A 21,609-nucleotide genomic window follows, 5' to 3' on the forward strand; every position below is an offset into this window, starting at 1 on the left:
ACTTATTTATTCTCCCAACGTTTGAAAGCAAGAACGGCATTGTGGCCACCAAACCCAAAAGTATTTGAAATAGCGTATGGAATTTCTTGCTCCAAGCCTTGCCCATAAACGACATTGGCTTCGATATAATCTGACAACTCACTTGTTCCAGCTGTCATTGGTACAAAGTTATGACGCATAGCTTCGATTGTAGCGATTGCTTCTACTGCCCCTGCAGCACCAAGCAAGTGTCCTGTAAAGGACTTGGTTGAAGATACTGGTACTTCTTTACCAAGAACAGCTACAATGGCACTACTTTCTCCTTTTTCATTAGCAGGAGTTGAAGTTCCATGAGCATTGACATAGGCTACTTGCTCTGGAGAAATCTCTGCCTCTTCCAAAGCTAATTTAATTGCCTTGATTGCACCTTGACCTTCTGGATGAGGTGAAGTCATATGATAAGCATCACAGGTATTTCCATAACCAACTACTTCAGCCAAGATAGTCGCTCCACGTTTTTCAGCATGTTCAAGACTCTCAAGAACCAGCATCCCAGAACCTTCTCCCATCACAAAACCATTACGGTCTTTGTCAAATGGAATAGATGCACGAGTTGGATCTTCTGTAGTTGATAGGGCAGTCAATGCTTGGAAACCAGCGATGGCAAAAGGAGTGATAGATGATTCTGCTCCACCTACTAACATAACATCTTGGAAACCAAGCTTGATGGAACGGAAGGCATCTCCAATAGCATCATTTGATGAGGCACAGGCCGTATTGATTGATTTACAGACACCGTTTGCTCCAAAGCGTATGGCAACATTTCCCGAAGCCATATTTGGCAAGGCTTTTGGAAGTGTCAATGGCTTAACACGTTTTGGACCTTTTTCATGAAGACGGATAACTTGGTCTTCGATTTCTTTAATTCCCCCAATACCTGAGGCAACGATGACACCAAAACGATCTTTATCAGTTGCTTCTACATCAAGATTAGCATTTGTCACCGCTTCTTGAGCTGCGTACAAGGCATACAAAGAATAGTTATCAAAACGGTTGGTATCTTTTTTGACAAAGTATTTATCAAATGGAAAATCTTGAACTTCTGCCGCATTGTGCACAGCAAATTCGCTGTGGTCAAACTTAGTGATTTCTCCAATTCCGATTTTACCAGTTTGCAAACTGTTCCAAAATTCCTCTGGAGTATTTCCAATCGGAGAGGTCAATCCATAACCTGTTACTACAACTCGATTTAGTTTCATCTGTCTTACCTATATCTTTCCTTATTTTTTACATGCTAAGTCCGCCATCAACAGCGAGAACTTGTCCTGTCAAATAATCCTGTCCAGCTAGGAATACTGTAGCATCTGCAATATGTTCTGCTTGTCCAAAACGCTTCATTGGGACTTGGGCCAATGTCGCTTCCTTGACCTTATCAGACAAAACGGCAGTCATATCCGATTCAATCATCCCTGGTGCAAGAGCATTTACGCGTACGTTGCGATTAGCAACTTCACGTGCTACTGACTTGGTAAAACCAATCAAACCTGCTTTAGAAGCTGCATAGTTGGCCTGCCCGATATTTCCCATCAAACCGACCACACTGGACATATTGATGATCGCACCTTCACGCGCCTTTATCATCTGTTTCAAGACTGCTTGCGTCATGTTGAAGGCACCTGTCAAGTTGATTTTAATCACCTTTTCAAAATCTTCTTCTGTCATCTTAAGCATGAGTGTATCTTGAGTTATCCCAGCATTGTTGACCAAGACATCGACAGAACTGAGTTCTGCAATTGCTTGATCTACCATACGTTTGGCATCTGCGAAGTTTGAAACATCACCTAAGATTGGTACCACTTTGACACCGTAGTTTGAAAACTCAGCCAGCAAGTCTTCTGAGATTGTCCCACGACTATTCAAGACTACATTCGCACCTAGTTTGGCAAATTTGTGAGCAATGGCAAGTCCGATACCACGACTTGAACCTGTAACAAAGATATTTTTATTTTTTAGTTGCATTCTATTCTCCTGTTTCCTGTTGTATTTTATGTGAGAAGGGGGTCACTAGTTTCCTAGCAAAGCATCCAAGCTTGTTTGATCTTCAACGTTAGCTAGCTGAGCAGTTTTATCGATTTTTTTGACAAATCCTGATAGGATCTTACCAGGACCGATTTCAATAAAGTTGCTCACACCAGCATCCTGCATCACAGCAATACTTTCATAAAAACGAACAGGTTCTTTCACCTGACGCGTCAAGAGCTCTTGGATTCGATCTTTTTCCATAACAGCAGCTTCCGTATTGCCGACTAGTGGACAAGTAAAATCAGAGAAACTCACTCCTTCAAGAGCTCCAGCTAGTTGCTGACTGGCTGGTTCAAGAAGAGCTGTATGGAAAGGACCAGATACATTTAAAGGAATCAAGCGTTTTGCTCCTGCTTCCTGCAAGAGTTCAACTGCGCGGTCAACCGTAGCCACCTCACCACCGATAACGATTTGGCTTGGGGTATTGTAGTTGGCTGGAGTCACTACTCCTACTTTAGAGGCATTTTTGCAAGCTTCCTCAATCACTTCTACCGGAGTATTAAGAACCGCAACCATCTTTCCAGATCCTGCAGGTGCAGCCTCTTCCATATAAGCACCACGTTTAGCAACCAAGGCAACTGCATCCTCAAAATCCAAGGCACCGCTGGCCACCAAGGCAGAGTATTCTCCAAGAGACAAACCAGCAACCATATCAGGCTGATAGCCTTTTTCTTTCAATAGTCGGTAAATAGCAACGGATGTAGCTAGAATAGCTGGTTGCGTGTAACGAGTCTGATTTAACTTTGCTTCATCATTGTCAATCAAGTCACGGAGGTCATACCCTAATACTTGGCTAGCTTGGTCAATTGTTTCCTTGACGATAGGATAGTGGTCATAGAGATCACGTCCCATCCCTATATACTGAGCACCTTGGCCCGCAAATAGAAAGGCTGTTTTAGTCATTTTTTGTAACTCCTGCCCAACGAGCAGCTTCTTCTTGAATTTTTTCAGCTGCACCGTAGTAGATATCTTTTAAGATTTCTTCAACAGTTTCTTCTTTGGAAACAAGCCCTGCAATTTGACCTGCCATGACAGATCCGCCATCCACATCACCATGGACAACAGCTTTAGCTAAAGCTCCTGCACCCATTTGCTCAAAGATTTCCAAATCTGGATTTTCTTGTTTAAAGGCATCCTTTTCAGCTTGCTCGAAATCACGAGTCAACTGGTTTTTAATGGCACGAACTGCGTGTCCAAAATATTGTGCTGAAATCGTTGTATCAATATCACGAGCTTTTAAAATTCTAGCTTTATAGTTTGGATGAGCATTAGACTCTTTGGCAACTACAAAACGAGTTCCTACTTGAACAGCTTCTGCGCCAAGCATAAACCCAGCCGCTGCCCCCTCACCATCTGCAATACCACCAGCAGCAATAACTGGAATTGAAACAGCTGCAGCAACTTGGCGAACTAAGGTCATAGTTGTTAATTTACCAATGTGTCCACCAGCTTCCATACCTTCTGCAATGACGGCATCCGCACCGATTTTTTCCATGCGTTTTGCCAAAGCAACACTAGGAACAACTGGAAACACTGGAATTCCTGCATCATGGAAACGGTTCATGTATTTACTTGGATTTCCAGCACCAGTTGTAACCACCTTAACTCCTTCTTCAATCACGAGATCAACGATGTCTTCTACAAAAGGTGACAAGAGCATGATGTTGACACCAAAAGGTTTATCCGTAAGTGACTTGATTTTATCGATATTAGCCTTTACGACCTCTTTAGGTGCATTTCCACCACCGATAATCCCTAAACCACCAGCTTTTGATACCGCACCAGCCAAGTCACCATCAGCAACCCAGGCCATTCCTCCTTGAAAAATAGGATAATCAATGTTCAATAATTCTGTAATACGTGTTTTCATAGTGCCTCCACCATTCCTTGCTTACGTAATAGTTCGATAAGTTTATCATTTGAACTTCAAACTATTACCTAAACAAGAGGGAGTGGGTCTCCCCTACTCCTTTTAGTAATATGTTAATTATTTTGTTTGCTCTTCAACGTAGGCAACCAAGTCACCAACTGTTTTCAAGTTATCTTCTGCTTCGATTTGGATATCAAAAGCATCTTCGATTTCAGAGATTACTTGGAACAAGTCCAATGAATCTGCATCCAAATCATCAAAAGTAGATTCAAGTGTTACTTCTGATGCGTCTTTTCCAAGTTCTTCAACGATAATTTCTTGTACTTTTTCAAATACTGCCATGATAGGACTCCTTTAAAATATATAAAAATTATAACTATGTGCTTACCACATGATTACCTAGATTGTAAGAATGAGTGTGCCCCATGTCAAACCTCCACCAAAGCCTGATAGGAGAATCGTCTGGCTGCCATCTAAACGAATCATGCCATTCTCCACACACTCTGAGAGCAAAATCGGGATACTTGCTGCACTGGTATTCCCATACTCCATCATATTGGCAGGAAGCTTATCTCGGTCTACACCGATTTTCTTAGCCATCTTATCCAAAATACGGATATTTGCCTGATGAAGCAAGAGATAATCCAATTCTGATGCTGCGATTGGACCATTTTCAATGGTTTCTTTGATCGATCTAGCAACATCACGATTTGCAAAATCAAAAACTGCTCGTCCATCCATCTTCAGAAAAGCAGGAACTGCTTCTTGATCTGAAAAAGGCGAAGCCAAAGCCGTTTGACCATAGGTCAAACACTCGCTCCGAGAGCCATCTGTATAGAGACTTTCCACAAGGAAGTGCCGTGTTTCGCTCGTTTCCAAGAGAACGCCACCAGCACCATCTCCAAAGAGAACAGCTGTCGAACGTTCAGACCAATCAACTGCCTTGGATAAGGTTTCAGCCCCGATAACAATCCCTTTCTTGAACTGTCCAGAACTTAGAAACTTTTCAGCAGTTGAGAGAGCGAATACAAAGCCACTACAAGCTGCCGTCAAATCAAAGGCAAAAGCTCTATGAGCTCCGATATTTGCCTGAACCCGAGCTGCCGTAGAAGGCATCATCGAATCTGGAGTAATCGTCGCTACAATGATAAAATCAATCTGGTCTGCTGTTAAGCTCCCTTTAGCTAGCAAACTCTTAGCAACTTCTGTCGCCAAGTCACTTGTAGACTCCGTTTTTGAGATATGTCTCTGTTTAATTCCTGTCCGACTTGAAATCCACTCATCGTTTGTATCCATGATTTGAGCCAAGTCATGATTAGTGACCACTTGCTCTGGAACATAATGAGCAACTTGGCTTATTTTAGCAAAGGCCATTATTTCAAATCCTCCAAAAATTGATAAAGGTTCGTCAATCCTCTGCCCATGACTTTCTTTTCCTCAGGACTCATGCCATCAATAATTCTTTCAACCATTGCCTTGTGGAATCGTTTGTGAAGGCGGTGAAGCAAACGACCTTTCTTTGTCAAATGCAGATAGACCACACGACGGTCTTGATCAGAACGAATACGCTCAATGTAACCCTTTCTTTCTAGGTTATTCAAGCTCGTCGTAACTGTTCCCAGGGTCACCATCAGTTCTTTGGAAACCTTACTAGGCGTCGCCTCAGGGAACTTCCCAATCACATCAATCGTGTGCATTTCTTTGATGGAGTGTCTTTGAATCGACTACCTCGTAAGCTAGCCTCCTCAATCACAAGGACGTTATTGAAAATAGATGTTAAATAATCATTTACTTGTTGGTAGTCCAAACTTTTTCCCTCCTCAAAAAACTTTCACAATCAAAACATTTGATAGAAAAAGTATAACAAACTTCAAAGAATTGTGCAAGTATTTTTTTATTTTCCTGAAAACTTTGGTCTTCTTCTTTCAGAATGTGCTCGAATCCCTTCTTTAAAATCTTCAGTTAAAGATAAAGATTCCTGCAGTTTCAATTCCAATTCGGCATAATCTTGCCAATCCTTAAATTGACTTTCCCAAACTAACTTTTTAATCGCTGCGTATGAGTTTGCTGAACCTCGTCTTAATTTTTTCAGAACTTGTTCTCTTGTTTTTTCTAATTTGTCAGCTTCACAAACGCGGTATACTACGCCCCATTCCAGTGCTTTTTCAGCAGTCAAGGCTTCTCCTGTCATAGCAAGTTGTGCAGCTCGTGTTACCCCGATACTACGACTCAAGAGATGAATCCCACCAGCGTCCGGCGCCAATCCAACTCCAACAAAGGCTTGGATAAATTTTGCCTTATCAGTCGCCAAGCAAAAATCAACTGCTACTGCCATATTTGCCGCCGCACCTGCAACCGCTCCATCAACCTCCATCAAAACAGGTTTAGGAATTTGCTTGATTTTAAAAGAAATTGTATTGACTAATTCTGCAATCTTATTCAAAGAAGGGATATCATCTTCATCCACTGCTCGTTTCATCTCAACTAAATCTCCCCCAACTGAAAAGACCTTACCATTCGCGTTTATCAATATAAACTGAACAGCTTGATCTTGTTCTGCTAGGGTCAACGCTTCTAAAATCTCCTCACACATTGGGATATGGAAACCATTTGCCACTTCGGGACGATTCAAAGTAATGATAGCCAGATCATCTACGATCTGATATAGGATATGATTCATAGCTTCTCCTTCTCTTCTATAAGGAAATAAAATTATTTCATTTTCAAAGTATACCTTTTTTAGATAAAGATGCAAGGAAAAACTAAAGGAAAGTGTCTCAGCTGATTATTTCCCTATCGTTTATGAGTGTAAATAGAATTTGACTCTCTTACTTTTAAACTGTTGTCGCTTTTCAGAATAAGTTAGCATTTACTTCTATTATGATAGGGAGCTATTTTCTTCATTGAAAAATGCCCCTCTTTCTGCTATAATCGTATAAAATACTTACTTGAGGAGTCCTTATGAAGGTTGTAAAATTTGGTGGAAGTTCGCTTGCCTCTGCTAGTCAATTAGAAAAAGTTTTAAACATCGTTAAAAGTGATAAAGAACGTCGTTTTGTCATCGTTTCTGCGCCTGGTAAACGCAATGCTGAAGATACTAAGGTTACGGATGCCTTGATTAAATACTACCGCGACTATGTTGCTGGTAACGATATTAGCAAGAGTCAAAACTGGATTATCGACCGCTATGCTGCTATGGTTAGTGAATTAGGACTGAAACCAGCTGTGCTAGAAAAAATTTCAAAAAGCATTCGCGCCTTGACCACTCTTCCTATTGAAGAAAATGAATTTCTCTACGATACTTTCCTAGCAGCGGGTGAAAACAACAATGCTAAATTGATCGCAGCCTACTTTCATCAAAATGGGATTGATGCACGCTATGTTCACCCTAGAGAAGCTGGTATTGTGGTCACAAGTGAACCTGGTCACGCTCGCATCATTCCATCAAGTTATGACAAGATTGAAGAATTGACAAATGCAAATGAAGTCCTTGTCATTCCTGGTTTCTTTGGAGTTACTAAGGAAAATCAAATCTGTACCTTCTCACGTGGAGGATCAGACATTACAGGTTCTATCATTGCTGCCGGTGTTAAGGCAGACCTCTATGAAAACTTTACAGACGTTGATGGTATCTTTGCAGCCCACCCTGGTATTATCCACCAACCACACTCCATTCCTGAATTAACCTACCGTGAAATGCGTGAGTTGGCATATGCTGGATTTTCAGTTCTTCATGACGAAGCCCTTCTTCCTGCCTATCGTGGAAAAATCCCTCTTGTCATCAAAAACACCAACAATCCTGACCACCCAGGAACTCGTATCGTTCTGAAACACAGTAGCGATAAATTCCCAGTCGTTGGAATCGCTGGTGATTCTGGATTCGTCAGCATCAACATGTCAAAATACCTCATGAACCGCGAGGTTGGATTCGGTCGTAAGATTCTTCAAATCCTTGAAGATCTTAACATTGGTTGGGAACATATGCCAACAGGTATCGACGATCTTTCAATCATCCTTCGTTCCCGTGAATTGACTCCTATCAAGGAGGAAGAAATTCTGCGTCAGTTAGTTCAAAAAGCCGAAGTGGACTATGCTGAAATCGAACACGACCTTTCAATCATTATGATTGTCGGAGAAAAGATGAAGAGCCACATTGGTGTAACAGCTACTGCAACACGCGCTCTATCTAAAAATAAGATCAACATCCAGATGATATCCCAAGGCTCAAGTGAAGTTTCCATCATGTTTGTTGTCAATAAAGAGCAAGAAAAGGCAGCTATCAAGGCTCTCTATCACGCCTTTTTCGATGAAAGTAAGGAAGACTAATCATGGTCCAATCACTCAATAAAGTCATTAACCTACAAACCACCGGAACATCCTATCTTTCCATCTCTGGAAAAGTCGGAAAATTTCTAGTTGGAGATCAAGCCTTAGAGTTTTATCCTAATGTCAATGTCGAACAATATATCCAAATTCCCTGGTCCAGTATTCAGCAAATTGGAGCTAACGTAACTGGTCACAAAATCAGTCGCCACTTCGAAGTCTTCACCGATCAAGGAAAATTCCTCTTTGCCTCAAAAGACTCAGGTGCCATTCTCAAAATTGCACGCGAAAAACTGGGAAATGACAAGGTCGTCAAACTTCCTACCCTAATTCAGACAATTAGCCAAAAATTTAAAAATCTATTTGCAAAAAAGTAGAAACTTTAGTATAATCATAGCAACGGATAAGTAGGTTATCTCCTTCTTTCAGAAAGTCTGCGGGTGCTGCGAGCAGATAGGAGGGATAGGTGAAATTCTACCGTTATTCACAATTACATACGCAATCAAGTGCACACCTGTGAAGTTGGATGGAACCGTGGCTCTGCCACTCCAACGCTTTGTCAGGTGTGCTTTTTTCATAAAGGAGTTTTTATGTTAGATATCAAACGCATTCGTACAGACTTTGATGCTGTTGCAGAAAAATTGGCTACACGTGGTGTAGATGCTGCTGTCTTGAATGAGATGAAAGAAATCGATGCTAAACGTCGTGACATCTTGGTCAAGGTTGAAACTTTAAAAGCAGAACGTAATACAGTTTCAGCTGAAATTGCTCAAGCTAAGCGCAACAAGGAAAATGCAGATGACAAGATTGCTGCGATGCAAAACCTATCTGCTGAAGTCAAAGCCTTGGATGCTGAATTGGCAGAAATCGATGCTAAATTGACAGAATTTACCACTACTCTTCCAAATATTCCAGCTGACAGTGTTCCTATCGGAGCTGACGAAGATGACAATGTGGAAGTTCGCCGTTGGGGTACTCCACGCGAATTTGACTTCGAACCTAAAGCTCACTGGGATCTCGGTGAAGACCTTGGTATCCTTGACTGGGAACGCGGTGGTAAGGTAACGGGTGCTCGCTTCCTCTTCTATAAAGGCCTCGGTGCGCGTTTGGAACGTGCTATCTACAACTTTATGTTGGATGAGCATGGTAAAGAAGGCTATACTGAAGTCATCACACCTTACATGGTTAACCATGATTCTATGTTTGGTACTGGTCAATATCCAAAATTCAAGGAAGATACTTTTGAACTCAGCGACAGCAATTACGTCCTTATTCCTACAGCTGAGGTTCCCCTAACAAACTACTATCGTGATGAAATCCTAGACGGTAAAGACTTGCCAATCTACTTCACTGCTATGAGTCCTTCATTCCGTTCTGAGGCTGGTTCTGCTGGTCGTGATACTCGTGGTTTGATCCGTCTGCACCAATTCCACAAGGTTGAAATGGTTAAATTTGCCAAACCAGAAGAGTCTTACGAAGAATTGGAAAAAATGACAGCCAACGCTGAAAATATCCTTCAAAAACTCAACCTTCCATACCGTGTCGTTGCCCTCTCTACTGGGGATATGGGCTTCTCAGCTGCGAAGACTTACGACTTGGAAGTGTGGATTCCAGCACAAAACAATTACCGTGAAATCTCAAGCTGTTCAAATACAGAAGATTTCCAAGCCCGTCGTGCCCAAATCCGTTACCGTGATGAAGCAGATGGCAAGGTTAAATTGCTCCACACCTTGAACGGTTCTGGACTTGCAGTTGGACGTACAGTAGCTGCCATTCTTGAAAACTATCAAAACGCAGATGGTTCTGTGACCATTCCAGAAGTTCTTCGTCCATACATGGGGGGAGCTGAAGTTATCAAACCATAAAAATAAGAACCTAGGACAAAATAGTTCTCAACCACAAAAAAGCTAGAGATTTCCAATTGCAGAACTCTAGCTTTTTCATTTTAAGGGCTCTCTTATTGTATTTTAGGAGCTGATTTGCCATAAGTACCAATCCCATGTCAATTCTCACTTGACGCATCCCTCTCAGATTCCCTCTCTTGTACCCCAAACAAGCCTTTATCTATCCAAAGACAATCTTGCGTTGAGCGAAAATCTGTCTACCTTGGGGAGATAAAAGCGCCTGGCATTCTTTATTTTTTAAGTGCTGATAGCCTTCATTCATATACAGTCCCTTTTGAGGAGCTGATTCAGAACCTGTATTCACAAAATGATAGAGCCTTTAAAAGCCGATTAATGTGTGAAAGTTTGACAAAAGCAAGCTCTGACGATACGGATTTTTCAACATCCTTAGCTAATCTTCGAGAGTGATTCAACCAAGAAAAAGTTCGCTCAACAACCCAAGGTTTGGGGATGATTTGCCAGCTGTCCTTGATTTTTTCAGAAATATCTACTGGGCAACCAAACTCCTTCACCATCATCTCCTCAGAGCTTTTACGATAACCAGCATCGGCTGAAAAAGCCTTGATGGTTGGGAATTGTAGCATCACTTTGCGAGCCACTAAAAAGCCTGATTTTGTGTCGTGCAAATGAGCTGCATGAACCACCACATCAAGAAGATTTCCCATAGTATCCACAAGGATGTGGCGCTTCCTCCCTTTGACTTTCTTACCGCCATCAATCCCACGTTCCTCTGCAGCATCTGTTGTTTTCACGCTTTGAGAATCAATGATAGCATAGGTTGGAGGGGCTGCTCTACCAGCTTTCAGTCGCTTTTTTTAACCAGTTCCGTCAAAATGGTGTCCCACAAGCCGCTCTCTCTGGCACGACGAAAGAAACTCCAGACAGTTGGGGAAGGAGGGAAATCATGAGGGAGCATACGCCATTGGCAACCTGTTTTAGTGATATACAAGGTGGCGTTCACGAGTTCTCGTTTAGCCCACTTATAGGTGCGATGTTGGGAGAAATAGGGTTCAAGTTTAGCCCATTCTTGATCGGTTAAATCGGTATCATATGCTTTTCGTATCACATCTTTAGTTTAACATTTTTTTGTGAATACAGATTCTTAATCCTATTTCCTCTTCCAATAATTGGAATAGCTCATTTGAATATTGCTTACAAAACATTGAAGTCATTACTTTAAATTAATCTTCAAATACTATTCCTCTATTTTGAAACTCTGTAACAATCTCTTCAATTTCTTTGTCTAATATATCTCTTAATTTCATGGTGTTCCCCTCTCTTGCTATTTGATATAACATAAAGCATGACTAATTAAAATTTTCTCAATTTATTTTCCCCCAGTCTCAACATTTACTTCTTACCTTACTCCACTCACCAAACAGAAACTCTTTGAGCTTGATACAATGGACAATTGTCTTTCTAGTTCGCTTTTTCCATGGAGAAAGATAGCTATTGGATTTTGGCTCATTCACTTTCCTTTCGTCAGTGTGCAAACATTTCGACCTAAGGCACAGTCAAACTCATTCTCACTATAATCATATAAACTCATTAAGCTACCATTCACATTTCTGATGTTTTTAGTATGTACTCAATACCGTCCAAGTAGCACCTGTAACACTCAAGCTCTTCAAAAGTAGTCACTAGATAAATGTTGGTATTCACCATATCAGATAAGGCGCCGCTCATTACAATCCAGTGATTGCTCTCATCATTAAAGACGAGGTTCTGGCTTTCTTGATAACAATAGTGATGAGTTAGGAGATTTGTTCAACGTTTCTTAACAATCTCCATTTTTAAAGTCAGTTTATTATTTTCCCACTAGATTTAATATTTTTTCTTTCCCAACAATATTCACATACGATACATTGAATTTTTGGCAGATCGTGTCTATTAATTCTGTTGAAATTATACTTGTTCCCTTTTCATAACGGCTAAGGCTATTGGGTGAAATGCTTATAATTCGTGCAAATTCTGGACGTGTCAGGTCATGTGCCTTTCGTATGAATTTTATATTGTTTCCAATCATGGCATGCTTCTTTTACTCGATAATACTATTATAACATTTAGAAATTAAAAAACAGATTCTAAATCAATAGAACATATAATTCTAAAATTAAAATTTTTCGTGATAATTCTATAAAATGTTGCTTTTCTAATAAATTTGTACTTGTTTTCTTCAAACTATACAAATATCACGTTGTTGTAAGTTTGTAATTAACTCAAAAGTATTAGATATAATTTTAAAACAGTGTTTTAAGCCATAGTTGGCCAATACTATAGTTTGCTATTTAATTCTAACTAAAAAAATCATTATACAAATCAAACAACTAAAAATGAATTTATGGTATACTAGTGATAATAAATTGTTATCGGTAGGAAAATACTATGGAAATAAAAATAATTGATAAAATTCTATCTCAAAAATGTTTTTGGACAATTATTTTTACTTGTTGGGTTTTTATTGGAATTATAGTATCAATTTTTGATTCATCACTAAGATACAATTATATATATGTTCTCGGAGTAAATTCTCTATTGTTAACCCAGATTATCACATATCAAAATTTAATGAAAAAAGAAATAATCCTTAAAACATCTATTTCAGGTACTAAAGTCAATAATTTTCCACTATTTTCAATATTCAGCAAAAATAATAGTTATCTAAACAAATGGTATAGTATATCTATTTGTTTTGTAATTGGTTTAATTTATTTCATTTCACTAGTATTATTAAAGGTTCTTATCTTGCAGGAGCTAATTACAATCTATGGTGCAATCACTTTAATTCTAACTGTATTTATTGCAATACAACTGTATATAAAGTATATACTTTATATTTTCACATTAAGGAAAATTTCAAAATTAGACTTTATTTCATTAGTACCCATTTCCCTACATAATCCATCTGAATCTGATTGGATAGTTAAATTTACCGATAATATGAGTTCATTTAGTAATTATTTTGGAATTTTAGGTATTGTTTATACTGCTCTATTCTATTTAACAACCCCACTATCTGCTATTAAATTTACTGGGAATACATTAGTAATAGATACAGCTAATAACTTAGTATTTATAATTACTTGGGGAATAATTTTTATACTGATTGGTTTGGTTATTTATTTTTTGATTATCTTTGGAAAAAATATATTAAAGAGATAATAAAAAAATAAAAAGAATGCAACTAAAGGAATATGATATTATTGATTACAGTAATAAACAACTTAATAAAGATTATATTGAACTATTTAAACTCTATAAAGATTCCCCGAACTTTCCACAGTTATTCAATGGAAAAACACTCAATCCGATAGGTTACATCCCCATTTTGATAAATCTATATAGGTTACTTCAACCATTTTTATCACAAAATTAGTGTTGTTAAAAGAGCAGAGAATTCCAATCTCTGCTCTTTTATCTTAATAAATCCCCGCTCTCACCTTCGCTAATTTAATTGAATAATCAATAAAATAATTTAACCTTTCCATAGAGTGATTTTTTTCTAAAACTTCACATTGTTTTTTAATATCAAACTCAATTAACGAAACTTCATTTTTTATATGTTTTAACATATTATACTTATTCAATAAAATTTCTATATTAGTCACCTTATCTTTATTCTGAAGTCTCATTTTTTCTTTATTAGAGAGAAAATGTTCAAGGTAAACGTAACATAAATTTTTCCTACTTTTATTAACATCAAAATTATAATTCCCTTTGTATTTTACAGTGAACTCAGGATTAAAGTATGCTTCGCAATCATTTAGTAATTGAAATAAGTAGCCTAATTTATAACCAATAATTGCTAAATGTTGATTGTCTAATTCAGGATCATATGATTTCATGCCAATCACTAAACAATTTTGAATAACTTGTGAAGTTTGGTTATCTAAGATTTCTTGTATTTTATCAATACTTACATTCATATCAATATTCAATTCTTGCATTGTTCCCTGACACATTCTAATAATCATATGGCTAAATACCCTAATTGTAGAATCATCAATTTCAGATAATAATTCAATACACTTTCCTAATAAAAAAACTGTGATTACTAAGGCTTCGTTGATAGAATATTGCTTATGTACTGTGTATATGCCATGCCTTTTATCGTCTTGATCGATAATATCATCAATAATAATAGAGGATTTATGAATTAACTCAATAGCTATTGCAGATTTGTAAACTTTTTCATTTAGATTTTCAGAAAACAACTTATAGCCATAATATGTCAATAACGGTCTAAAACGGCTCCCATTCACTACTTGAAGTATTTCATGATATTGTACTGGTAATTCAAACAGTATTGATTTAATCTTAGAATCAATACGGAACAAAAAATCTTTTTCTTCACTATTTAACGTAATTATTGGTGTCTTTTCCATAGTATTTTCCTACCGATAACAATTTATTATCACTATACAAAGCACCCAAATAAGTTTATAATAGCATGATTATTGATAAAGGAGATTTTTATGGATTATAAACTTATTTCTACTTACTTAGATTATTGCAAAACTCATAAGCGTTTGAGTTCACACACGATTCGCGCTTATAAGAATGATCTTATGCAATTTTATAACTCAGACTATGATAATATCGAATCCTATATAGAACAGTTGACACAATCTAACATAAAAACGAATACATTAAGAAGAAAAATTGCTTGTATGAAGGTGTTTTATAACTATCTAAAATACCAGAACATAATTGAAGAGAATCCCTTCAATCAATTGCGCTTTCAATTTAGAACTGAAAAAGTATTGCCTAAAACGATTCCGTATGACATTCTGAAAAGCATTTTTATATATTTAGAACAGAAAGTAATTGTATCTAAAACTGACTATCAAAAACAACACGCTGAAAGAAATCTACTAATTATTTCACTTTTACTTTCAACAGGCATCAGAATTTCTGAACTTTGCCACATTCATCTCAAAGACATTAATCTTTCCAATAAGACACTCTATATTATAGGAAAGGGTAAGAAAGAACGTATCCTATTTTTAGGAGATCAAAAAACATTCAATTTATTAGAAACATATATAAATAAAACCGGAAAGGAATCTAATGATTTCCTATTTCCAGGGAAACATTCGCCTAAACCATTGTCAGAGCAAAGTGTACGTTTAATTTTAAAGAGAATCGTTGAACAAAATAGCTTATCTAAAACTATTACACCACATATGTTTAGACATAGCTTTGCAACAATGCTTCTAGATAGTGATGTAGATATTCGATATATTCAACAAATTCTTGGACATAGTTCTATATCAATCACACAAATCTATACTCACGTATCTCATTCAAAACAAAAAGAAATACTTAGTTCTTTCAATCCTATGTCAGTGATTCATTCTGAAATCGAGTAAGAGACATTTCGAAGGTTACAGTTTACTTCATCTTAAATTAATGTTTGTAGTTTGACTCTAGTTAATAGATTTTATACTCAACAAAAGCAAAAAGCATACAAAACTCCACTTTGAATCAGTATTTATACTATGAACTCCATAATTGTTTTTCTAAAATATAACCTTCAAATATCCTTAAATATAGATGAGGAAAAACTCAATCTCAAAAAATGGAGTAAATCTTCCTACAAGAAAACGCATAGTATCAAGTTTTTTCAACACCTAATACTATACGTTTTTCTGATTTTAAAGACTTTTTTCAATCCTAAATAGACTATATTTTAAAATTCGTGATCTAACAATCATTTCGATTAGTTAAATCTTCCAATCTTTCTTCTCCCACCTTCAACATCTCTTCCTCTACCTTGCTCCATTTTCCGAAGAGGTATTCTTGTAGCACTTTTGCTGCTGAAATTTTATCTTCTCCTGAATCATATACACAACTTCTATCTCGTTGATAAATTTGAATTCTTTCAAAGATAGCCAATTCTTCCAATTGTCGTGTATTATCAACTAGATGATTTACAATGAAATCATGATGTTCTTTTGGAGTTGCGCGTGCTTGATTTGGATTGATAGCGTACAGTTCTTCGTATCGGATAAGAGTGCTTAGATAGGACAGTTCTGGCTTTGTCACAATTAAAGCTAATTGTACTTCATATCCCTTATTTTTCAAGAGTTGTGCCGTTTTCTTTGGAACATAAACTGTTCGTAAAGTTCCCTCTATCAAAAGATTGTATCCCAAATGACTCAATTTTGTTACTAAAGACTCTACCATTTTGCCTGCAAAATCTTTGGTGTATTCTACACTATCTTTGCCATATTCTTGCTGAAGCTCTAAATAGTGTGGATGCTGAGAACGAAAACTATCACCATCTATGATAACAATATTTCCTTGAAATTCTTTCTGTTTAATACGATGAATTGTAGTCTTTCCAGCACCACTTTGCCCTCCAAGCAAAATCGCTATAGCTTGCTTACTGGATTTTTTTCCTCTTGTCAGTGAGCGAAGATTCCGTGCTAAAGCCTGTTTGAATTCACTATCGGTATAATCTTGGATTTCCATTAGGCTACCATCCGTTTTTCAGATATCTCTAACATACGTTCAATTCCATCCAAATAGCCGCTATACCTCTCTATTTCATCAAAATTTTCAACTAAATAGATATTCGTATGAATCAAATCAGAAAGATCATCACTCATTAAAATCCAAGGATTAGATTCATCATCAATGCTAATTCCCTGACTATCTTGATAACGATAAAGTCGAGATAGTAGATTAGCACCTCTTTCTTTCACAATTTCAATTTTTAAAGTCAATTCATAATCTTCAACAGGATTGAGCATTTTATCTTCTCCTACGATATCGATATAAGATACATTAAACTTCTGACAAATGATATCTATTAGTTCCGTAGAGACTGAACTCGTTCCATTTTCATAACGACTTAAGCTATTTCGAGAAATTCCTACAATTCGGGCAAATTCAAGTTGTGTTAAGTCATGTGTTTTACGTAAGGATTTTATGTTCTTTCCAATCATGGCAAACTCCTTTATTTTTCTAAATCCATTATAGCATAAAAAAGCAGAACGCACCAAAATTGGTGCGTTATTTCTTGTTTTTCTATCTAGACTTTACTTCTATAAAAGCCACCTAAAGAGTTATTCCTTTTTAGGTGGCTTTTCTCAAAATACTATACATTAAAATACTCTTGTTTAATTTTTGTAAGCAGATTGTTAGCAACAGAAGTTACACCAACATGCATCAGTTCAGGATCAGAATAATCCAGATTACGAGCATAGCCTTCTGCAACAGTCTGAGCAATACGCTCATCCAATTTATAATTGGAGGTTTTTAATAGTGCATGAAATAATTCTGAACTATATAGTTTAATATTATTTTCCAATGATACTACTGCCATTTTTGCAACTCCTCTCCTGTTTTTGATTGATAAACCTTCTCTATTTTCATTATATCACAAAAAGATTGGTTGTGAATGGATAATTGTTTAAAAGAATAGGGTTTTCTAAACTCATCAAGCATTACTTCTTTTGTAATTTCATTCTGACGAAACGAGCTAAAGCTTGGGTTGGATTGTCATCAGTCTGAACACCATAGATAAAATCAAAATGGTGTTGTAATTTATCTGGATTTTCCCGATTTTGAAAGACAAATTCCGCAAAATCTAAATCTGACTCTGACTTTTTATGTTTTGCAAAATAGTGACAATGATAGTCAGGGTTCTTAAAAATTTCTACAAAATTTGAAATACGAAATTCTACTATAATTCCTACTTCTTCCTTTGAGTCAAAAATATTATTGTTAGAGGTACTTCGATTTAATACCTCAACTTGTTTATTGATAAATTTTCTAGCTTGTTCAAAATCGGGTGTAATATAGAATCCAGGTCCAAAGTCTAGCTCACTTCCTAAGTTAAATTGGACATCGATTCCTTTTTTTAAGGATTCTAAATGTCGGAACAATGACGCATGAAACCACTGAGCCTGACCTAGTTGCTTTTCCTGCTTGGTAGTCAACTCCAAAATATTTAATTCCTTCTCTAGTTTATACTAAAAGTATAATACAAGACTTTATGCAAGTAAAAGAAAATTTTATAAAACTATTTATTTCATTCCATCTTTCCTAAATCTCTCTAGATTCTTCTCCAATTGTTCCTTATGAAGTTGATTCTTAGCTTCCTTTAATGTGTCGTCCAAAATTTCTTCTCTGTAAGTTGCTTCTGTTTTTAGTTGTTCTGATTCTTGATCTGGAGTGAAAATGATATCTAGCAGTCGGTCTATTTTTTCAAGATCTTGGACAGACATATCCGATAGTCTATGAATTAGCTTCTTAAATACATCACTATTGTCGTGATTTTTCTTAAAAAATGTTGTAAACATCTATAACCTCTCAAAAAAAGCAGCCTATCAGGACTGCTTAGTGTAATTCGGAAATCGCATCATAAATGGACTGCAATTTCTTATTGTCTTTATTCTTTGTGTCAATCAACGTATGTAGCTCTTCAATTTTCTTTTGACTGCTTTGAATATCGCTATTGTTATCCGCAATCAGTCTTTTAAGATGTTGCTGATAACTTGCAGTAATATCTGTCTATTTTCCTGCTCTAACCTCTGCAACTTTGGGTTTAGAACTAGAATTTGATTCCGTCACAGGTGCTTGTTTTCGCTTTTGAAAAGCTGCTTCATAATTTACATCATTACCTCCTTGATGATTTCCAAATAAGGGCGCAATTTTATCTGGATCTTCTTGATTTTCTGATTTACTTTCTAATGGTTGATTAAAATTCCAATCTTTTGTCATTCACTCATTTCATCCTTTCTAAATTCAGAATCATCGAATTGTCTTTCTTTACCAAAGGCATGATCAAGATCTTCTTCAAAACTCATGTGACTGATGCTTTGACGCCTTTTGAACGTCGCAAACATCGCTGTCTCCAGTTGCTCTCTAGTAAGCAGCGAGTTTTTCTGTCTCTCTTGCTACCTTGCTTTCTTGCCTAGTGACCTTTTCTTCTAAGCGTTCAATAATGGTCATATACTATCCTCCTTCATTCTAATATTAGCTAAAACATCTTGATTTTGTTATCACAATTCTAAACATTGAGAGGTTTGCCTTACTGGTTGATTCCTCAATGTCTCTTTTGCACTCTCGATCATCAATTGTAAATCTGATTTCTTTTCTCTAAGGACATCATTCCAGTCTACTTTTTCTTTCCCAGATTCATTATCAGGGAAATCCAGGAAAACAGGAAATCCTGATTGAGATAACTTATCAGAAAAATCTTTTCCTGCATCATCACAATCTACCGCAAGTGTCAATAAATCAGGATGATTATCAAAATAGCTGGTGGTATCACGAATTGTATTCATCAAAGGCAATAACTTTGAAGGTATTACTGTATCTAAGAATTCCAACTTCTGATTTTCTTCAGCTATTAGTCGTAAAGTTTGATAAGCAACAACAGACCTTTTTAATCCCTCCATAGATACCAAACGAACATCAAATAGATTTTGTTGATGAAGTTCGTAATAGCTCATCAAGTCGATAAACGATTCACAAAAGACCAGTCTATTTGGTTTACCAATGTCAAAGGATATTCCAACATGTCCATGGCTTCCTTTTAGAATCGTTTTTAACCTCTCTCTTGGAAAAGAGTGATTCTTATATATCCCTTGTAAGCTTGCTGCCTGCAGCTTGTGACGATGATCAAAGCTTTTAAAAACGATAACAGGTTCAACTGTTTCATTTGTTTTCCAACTGGCTTGTGCTATCAAACCTTGTTGAATCATCTTTTGTACGATTTCTTCTGAAATTCCTCTACATTCTGTTAAGTAATGTCTGGCCAGACTGCAGTTAGAATCTTCTATTCTCTTTAAAGGATAATAAAATGGTCTCTCTCTATTTTCTTGAACAGCTTCTTTTTGAAAAGGTTCTTTAGAAAGAAAGGCTAGAGCTTCTTTAAAGGAAATTCCCTTAACAAGTTGAACAAAATCAATGACATCACCTTGAATATCTCTTGAAAACCATTTAAAAGTATTGGTAGTTGAAAAAATCCGAAATGAATCGTGTTCAGGATGTTCATAGACACTGCTCGAAACTTGTTTAAAGGAGATACCTAAACGATTGGCTACATCAAGAATTGAAATTTGCTTACATTCTTCTATTTCCATGCAATATCATCATTTTGTTGTAGTATTTGGCAGTGATGGAACAGATGAGGATTCTTCCAAAGTTTTGGGAGTGGCCTTATCCAAATCATCTAACCCAGATTTCCAAACCTGCACTTGATTGACCAATAACTTACCTGGTAGTTTCGAATAAGACAACTTAACCGTTCTGGTTTCTGTCTGATTGGTCTTTGATTGGTTGGCATTCTTTAAATCGGATACATAGGTTACATTATAAGACACCATAGCAATGGCTTGATTCGTAGTCTGATTGACAAAGATATCAGCTTTTTCAAAATGATAATCCAAAATATAATCCTTATACACTTGGTTCATGGCATCATTTTGACTTGACAATTCTTGAGAATAAGCTGATTCAGTCATATAAGGTTGAATACGTGTATTATTTTCTCCGAGCTTTTCTTTCGTATAGTACTGTGTCAAAAATTCTTTTACAGTATCTGATGACAAAATACTTGCTTTATCTTCTGCTTGTTTGCCCTCTACAAGTTTAGCTGCAGCCAATTCAATCTCTTTACGACTTTGTTTAGCAGTAGAATGTTGACCAGCAGTATATCCCATCATGAGAATAAAGCTAGTTGCAGCCACTGCTCCAACACTAATTAAGGCTTTAGTTTTGACTTTATTTAACATCTTAGACCTTCTTTCTATAAAAACTAGGTCAAGAATAACAAAAAGAACTTGTAAGTTTTATCACACCACAACGAAAGGTAATTCCTACATTTCAGGCGCAAAATCGTACAGTTCAGAGAAAAAAATAAAACTAGCTGTCTTTGAAGTATAATAGACTTATTGGAAAAAAATAAAATGCATACTGTACTATGCTATACTATAGTTAAGAAAACTATTTACAAAAGATCATGCAACTAACTTCTGAGAACTTTAAATTATTTATTAGTGTAAAAAAGGACACCTTCCCAACGAAGATATCCTGTCTAAATAAAGCTTATAAAACCAAACACTATAAAGGAGGACGTCCAAAAACGCTAAGTCTATAAAAACAGTTGATGCTAAACTTGCGTTATTTATTCTATTGACCAACTCTACGTCTCCTAGCTTTTGATTTTGGTCTTGGATTAGCGACAGTCACCGAACGATAATATTGGTAGAAGATACTCTTCGTTCTTCAGGTCTATTTGCCTTAGACAACTTAAAAGCAGCAAGTGTCACTATAGCTATTGATGTCATAGAAAGTCCTATTTCAACGTCCTAAAAGAAACCAAAGTAAAATTATTCAGGAAAAAAGAGACACACCATGAAGACACAAATCATACTCGATTTAACACCACTTCATGCCTGCTAATTAGTTTTTTAAGAAGGTCATACACATGAT

General features: G+C 36.7%; 23 protein-coding genes and 4 pseudogenes. 5 read left to right on the forward strand and 22 right to left on the reverse strand.

The genetic code is table 11. From position 1 onward, the window contains the following. Nucleotides 1-2: 2 nt before the first annotated feature. The 8 genes and pseudogenes from fabF to OVN21_RS09385 all read right to left on the reverse strand — a co-directional run bounded on the left by fabF (nucleotide 3) and on the right by OVN21_RS09385 (nucleotide 6,611). Nucleotides 3-1,238 (reverse strand): beta-ketoacyl-ACP synthase II, encoded by a 1,236-nt coding sequence (fabF, locus tag OVN21_RS09350; protein WP_267248215.1) that lies wholly within the window; start codon nucleotides 1,236-1,238, stop codon nucleotides 3-5. A gap of 28 nt (nucleotides 1,239-1,266) precedes the next feature. After that, nucleotides 1,267-1,998 carry a 3-oxoacyl-[acyl-carrier-protein] reductase gene (fabG, locus tag OVN21_RS09355; protein ID WP_267248216.1) on the reverse strand — a complete coding sequence of 244 codons (732 nt, stop codon included), beginning with the start codon at nucleotides 1,996-1,998 and terminating at the stop codon, nucleotides 1,267-1,269. 45 nt (nucleotides 1,999-2,043) lie between these two features. Beyond that, the gene (gene fabD, locus OVN21_RS09360; RefSeq protein WP_267248217.1) at nucleotides 2,044-2,964 is read right to left on the reverse strand and encodes an ACP S-malonyltransferase; all 921 of its coding nucleotides are present in this window, start codon (nucleotides 2,962-2,964) and stop codon (nucleotides 2,044-2,046) included. After that, nucleotides 2,957-3,931, reverse strand: a complete 975-nt coding sequence (gene fabK, locus OVN21_RS09365; RefSeq protein ID WP_267248218.1) for an enoyl-[acyl-carrier-protein] reductase FabK — start codon at nucleotides 3,929-3,931, stop codon at nucleotides 2,957-2,959. The genes fabD and fabK overlap by 8 nt, the downstream gene beginning before the upstream one ends. A 117-nt stretch (nucleotides 3,932-4,048) precedes the next feature. Next, nucleotides 4,049-4,273 (reverse strand): acyl carrier protein, encoded by a 225-nt coding sequence (locus OVN21_RS09370; protein WP_000257840.1) that lies wholly within the window; start codon nucleotides 4,271-4,273, stop codon nucleotides 4,049-4,051. Nucleotides 4,274-4,330: 57 nt separating this feature from the next. Continuing rightward, nucleotides 4,331-5,305, reverse strand: coding sequence for a beta-ketoacyl-ACP synthase III (locus tag OVN21_RS09375; RefSeq protein WP_267248219.1), 975 nt, complete (start codon nucleotides 5,303-5,305; stop codon nucleotides 4,331-4,333). After that, nucleotides 5,305-5,738: pseudogene (locus OVN21_RS09380) on the reverse strand (MarR family winged helix-turn-helix transcriptional regulator). The gene OVN21_RS09375 and the pseudogene OVN21_RS09380 overlap by 1 nt, the downstream one beginning before the upstream one ends. An 87-nt stretch (nucleotides 5,739-5,825) precedes the next feature. Next, a complete protein-coding gene (locus OVN21_RS09385; RefSeq protein WP_267248220.1) occupies nucleotides 5,826-6,611 on the reverse strand; it encodes an enoyl-CoA hydratase in 786 nt (261 codons plus the stop codon). A gap of 281 nt (nucleotides 6,612-6,892) precedes the next feature. Here OVN21_RS09385 and OVN21_RS09390 point away from each other — a divergent pair, with 281 nt between their 5' ends. From OVN21_RS09390 to serS, 3 genes are all read left to right on the forward strand, one after another. Beyond that, nucleotides 6,893-8,257: an aspartate kinase gene (locus OVN21_RS09390; RefSeq protein ID WP_267248221.1), complete on the forward strand. Its 1,365-nt coding sequence runs from the start codon at nucleotides 6,893-6,895 to the stop codon at nucleotides 8,255-8,257. 2 nt (nucleotides 8,258-8,259) lie between these two features. Next, nucleotides 8,260-8,631, forward strand: coding sequence for a DUF956 family protein (locus OVN21_RS09395; protein WP_267248222.1), 372 nt, complete (start codon nucleotides 8,260-8,262; stop codon nucleotides 8,629-8,631). 213 nt (nucleotides 8,632-8,844) lie between these two features. Next, nucleotides 8,845-10,119, forward strand: coding sequence for a serine--tRNA ligase (serS, locus tag OVN21_RS09400; RefSeq protein ID WP_267248223.1), 1,275 nt, complete (start codon nucleotides 8,845-8,847; stop codon nucleotides 10,117-10,119). 199 nt (nucleotides 10,120-10,318) lie between these two features. On the opposite strand, the gene OVN21_RS09405 is transcribed toward serS, so the two are convergent. The 4 genes and pseudogenes from OVN21_RS09405 to OVN21_RS09420 all read right to left on the reverse strand — a co-directional run bounded on the left by OVN21_RS09405 (nucleotide 10,319) and on the right by OVN21_RS09420 (nucleotide 12,184). Continuing rightward, the gene (locus OVN21_RS09405; RefSeq protein WP_267248224.1) at nucleotides 10,319-10,462 is read right to left on the reverse strand and encodes a hypothetical protein; all 144 of its coding nucleotides are present in this window, start codon (nucleotides 10,460-10,462) and stop codon (nucleotides 10,319-10,321) included. Beyond that, nucleotides 10,446-10,964, reverse strand: coding sequence for a transposase (locus tag OVN21_RS09410; protein WP_323744061.1), 519 nt, complete (start codon nucleotides 10,962-10,964; stop codon nucleotides 10,446-10,448). Before OVN21_RS09410 ends, OVN21_RS09405 begins: the two co-directional genes overlap by 17 nt. Beyond that, entirely contained in the window at nucleotides 10,961-11,224 is a 264-nt protein-coding gene (locus tag OVN21_RS09415) for a transposase (protein ID WP_267246958.1), read from the reverse strand. Before OVN21_RS09415 ends, OVN21_RS09410 begins: the two co-directional genes overlap by 4 nt. 494 nt (nucleotides 11,225-11,718) lie before the next feature. After that, nucleotides 11,719-12,184 (reverse strand): annotated as a pseudogene (locus OVN21_RS09420) (helix-turn-helix domain-containing protein). Nucleotides 12,185-12,543: 359 nt separating this feature from the next. Here OVN21_RS09420 and OVN21_RS09425 point away from each other — a divergent pair. Next, nucleotides 12,544-13,320 carry a hypothetical protein gene (locus tag OVN21_RS09425; protein WP_267248225.1) on the forward strand — a complete coding sequence of 259 codons (777 nt, stop codon included), beginning with the start codon at nucleotides 12,544-12,546 and terminating at the stop codon, nucleotides 13,318-13,320. Between the two features lie 257 nt (nucleotides 13,321-13,577). Here OVN21_RS09425 and OVN21_RS09430 read toward each other — a convergent pair whose 3' ends face one another. Beyond that, entirely contained in the window at nucleotides 13,578-14,543 is a 966-nt protein-coding gene (locus tag OVN21_RS09430) for a polyprenyl synthetase family protein (protein ID WP_267248226.1), read from the reverse strand. Between the two features lie 90 nt (nucleotides 14,544-14,633). On the opposite strand from OVN21_RS09430, the gene OVN21_RS09435 reads away from it, so the two are divergent. Further along, nucleotides 14,634-15,530, forward strand: a complete 897-nt coding sequence (locus tag OVN21_RS09435; protein ID WP_267248227.1) for a tyrosine-type recombinase/integrase — start codon at nucleotides 14,634-14,636, stop codon at nucleotides 15,528-15,530. 334 nt (nucleotides 15,531-15,864) lie between these two features. Here OVN21_RS09435 and pezT read toward each other — a convergent pair whose 3' ends face one another. From pezT to OVN21_RS09480, 9 genes and pseudogenes are all read right to left on the reverse strand, one after another. Then, a complete protein-coding gene (pezT, locus tag OVN21_RS09440) occupies nucleotides 15,865-16,635 on the reverse strand; it encodes a type II toxin-antitoxin system toxin PezT (RefSeq protein WP_267248228.1) in 771 nt (256 codons plus the stop codon). Beyond that, entirely contained in the window at nucleotides 16,635-17,111 is a 477-nt protein-coding gene (pezA, locus tag OVN21_RS09445) for a type II toxin-antitoxin system antitoxin PezA (protein WP_267248229.1), read from the reverse strand. The genes pezT and pezA overlap by 1 nt, the downstream gene beginning before the upstream one ends. A 152-nt stretch (nucleotides 17,112-17,263) precedes the next feature. After that, on the reverse strand, nucleotides 17,264-17,491 hold the full coding sequence (locus OVN21_RS09450; protein ID WP_267248230.1) for a hypothetical protein: 228 nt from the start codon (nucleotides 17,489-17,491) through the stop codon (nucleotides 17,264-17,266). A gap of 121 nt (nucleotides 17,492-17,612) precedes the next feature. Then, nucleotides 17,613-18,107 (reverse strand): DUF3990 domain-containing protein, encoded by a 495-nt coding sequence (locus OVN21_RS09455; protein ID WP_267248231.1) that lies wholly within the window; start codon nucleotides 18,105-18,107, stop codon nucleotides 17,613-17,615. Between the two features lie 87 nt (nucleotides 18,108-18,194). After that, complete coding sequence (locus OVN21_RS09460) at nucleotides 18,195-18,470, reverse strand: hypothetical protein (RefSeq protein WP_267248232.1); 276 nt, start codon at nucleotides 18,468-18,470, stop codon at nucleotides 18,195-18,197. Nucleotides 18,471-18,507: 37 nt separating this feature from the next. Then, nucleotides 18,508-18,891: pseudogene (locus tag OVN21_RS09465) on the reverse strand (DUF5945 family protein). Then, nucleotides 18,888-19,122: pseudogene (locus OVN21_RS09470) on the reverse strand (DUF5965 family protein). The pseudogenes OVN21_RS09465 and OVN21_RS09470 overlap by 4 nt, the downstream one beginning before the upstream one ends. Before the next feature lie 50 nt (nucleotides 19,123-19,172). Next, entirely contained in the window at nucleotides 19,173-20,258 is a 1,086-nt protein-coding gene (locus OVN21_RS09475) for a toprim domain-containing protein (protein WP_000401900.1), read from the reverse strand. 9 nt (nucleotides 20,259-20,267) lie between these two features. Beyond that, a complete protein-coding gene (locus OVN21_RS09480; RefSeq protein WP_267248233.1) occupies nucleotides 20,268-20,909 on the reverse strand; it encodes a peptidylprolyl isomerase in 642 nt (213 codons plus the stop codon). Nucleotides 20,910-21,609: the final 700 nt, after the last annotated feature.

Origin of the sequence: Streptococcus sp. Marseille-Q5986, assembly GCF_946902915.1 — a bacterium.
Taxonomy (GTDB): domain Bacteria; phylum Bacillota; class Bacilli; order Lactobacillales; family Streptococcaceae; genus Streptococcus.

Excerpts from the sequence above, each read along its gene's own strand:
- fabK (WP_267248218.1), bottom strand. The coding sequence starts at position 3,931 with ATGAAAACACGTATTACAGAATTATTGAACATTGATTATCCTATTTTT.
- OVN21_RS09390 (WP_267248221.1), top strand. The coding sequence starts at position 6,893 with ATGAAGGTTGTAAAATTTGGTGGAAGTTCGCTTGCCTCTGCTAGTCAA.
- OVN21_RS09450 (WP_267248230.1), bottom strand. The coding sequence starts at position 17,491 with ATGGCAGTAGTATCATTGGAAAATAATATTAAACTATATAGTTCAGAA.
- OVN21_RS09425 (WP_267248225.1), top strand. The coding sequence starts at position 12,544 with ATGGAAATAAAAATAATTGATAAAATTCTATCTCAAAAATGTTTTTGG.
- OVN21_RS09370 (WP_000257840.1), bottom strand. The coding sequence starts at position 4,273 with ATGGCAGTATTTGAAAAAGTACAAGAAATTATCGTTGAAGAACTTGGA.
- OVN21_RS09460 (WP_267248232.1), bottom strand. The coding sequence starts at position 18,470 with ATGTTTACAACATTTTTTAAGAAAAATCACGACAATAGTGATGTATTT.
- OVN21_RS09430 (WP_267248226.1), bottom strand. The coding sequence starts at position 14,543 with ATGGAAAAGACACCAATAATTACGTTAAATAGTGAAGAAAAAGATTTT.
- fabG (WP_267248216.1), bottom strand. The coding sequence starts at position 1,998 with ATGCAACTAAAAAATAAAAATATCTTTGTTACAGGTTCAAGTCGTGGT.
- OVN21_RS09395 (WP_267248222.1), top strand. The coding sequence starts at position 8,260 with ATGGTCCAATCACTCAATAAAGTCATTAACCTACAAACCACCGGAACA.
- OVN21_RS09480 (WP_267248233.1), bottom strand. The coding sequence starts at position 20,909 with ATGTTAAATAAAGTCAAAACTAAAGCCTTAATTAGTGTTGGAGCAGTG.
- fabD (WP_267248217.1), bottom strand. The coding sequence starts at position 2,964 with ATGACTAAAACAGCCTTTCTATTTGCGGGCCAAGGTGCTCAGTATATA.
- pezT (WP_267248228.1), bottom strand. The coding sequence starts at position 16,635 with ATGGAAATCCAAGATTATACCGATAGTGAATTCAAACAGGCTTTAGCA.
- OVN21_RS09385 (WP_267248220.1), bottom strand. The coding sequence starts at position 6,611 with ATGAATCATATCCTATATCAGATCGTAGATGATCTGGCTATCATTACT.
- OVN21_RS09375 (WP_267248219.1), bottom strand. The coding sequence starts at position 5,305 with ATGGCCTTTGCTAAAATAAGCCAAGTTGCTCATTATGTTCCAGAGCAA.
- pezA (WP_267248229.1), bottom strand. The coding sequence starts at position 17,111 with ATGATTGGAAAGAACATAAAATCCTTACGTAAAACACATGACTTAACA.
- OVN21_RS09435 (WP_267248227.1), top strand. The coding sequence starts at position 14,634 with ATGGATTATAAACTTATTTCTACTTACTTAGATTATTGCAAAACTCAT.
- OVN21_RS09475 (WP_000401900.1), bottom strand. The coding sequence starts at position 20,258 with ATGGAAATAGAAGAATGTAAGCAAATTTCAATTCTTGATGTAGCCAAT.
- serS (WP_267248223.1), top strand. The coding sequence starts at position 8,845 with ATGTTAGATATCAAACGCATTCGTACAGACTTTGATGCTGTTGCAGAA.
- fabF (WP_267248215.1), bottom strand. The coding sequence starts at position 1,238 with ATGAAACTAAATCGAGTTGTAGTAACAGGTTATGGATTGACCTCTCCG.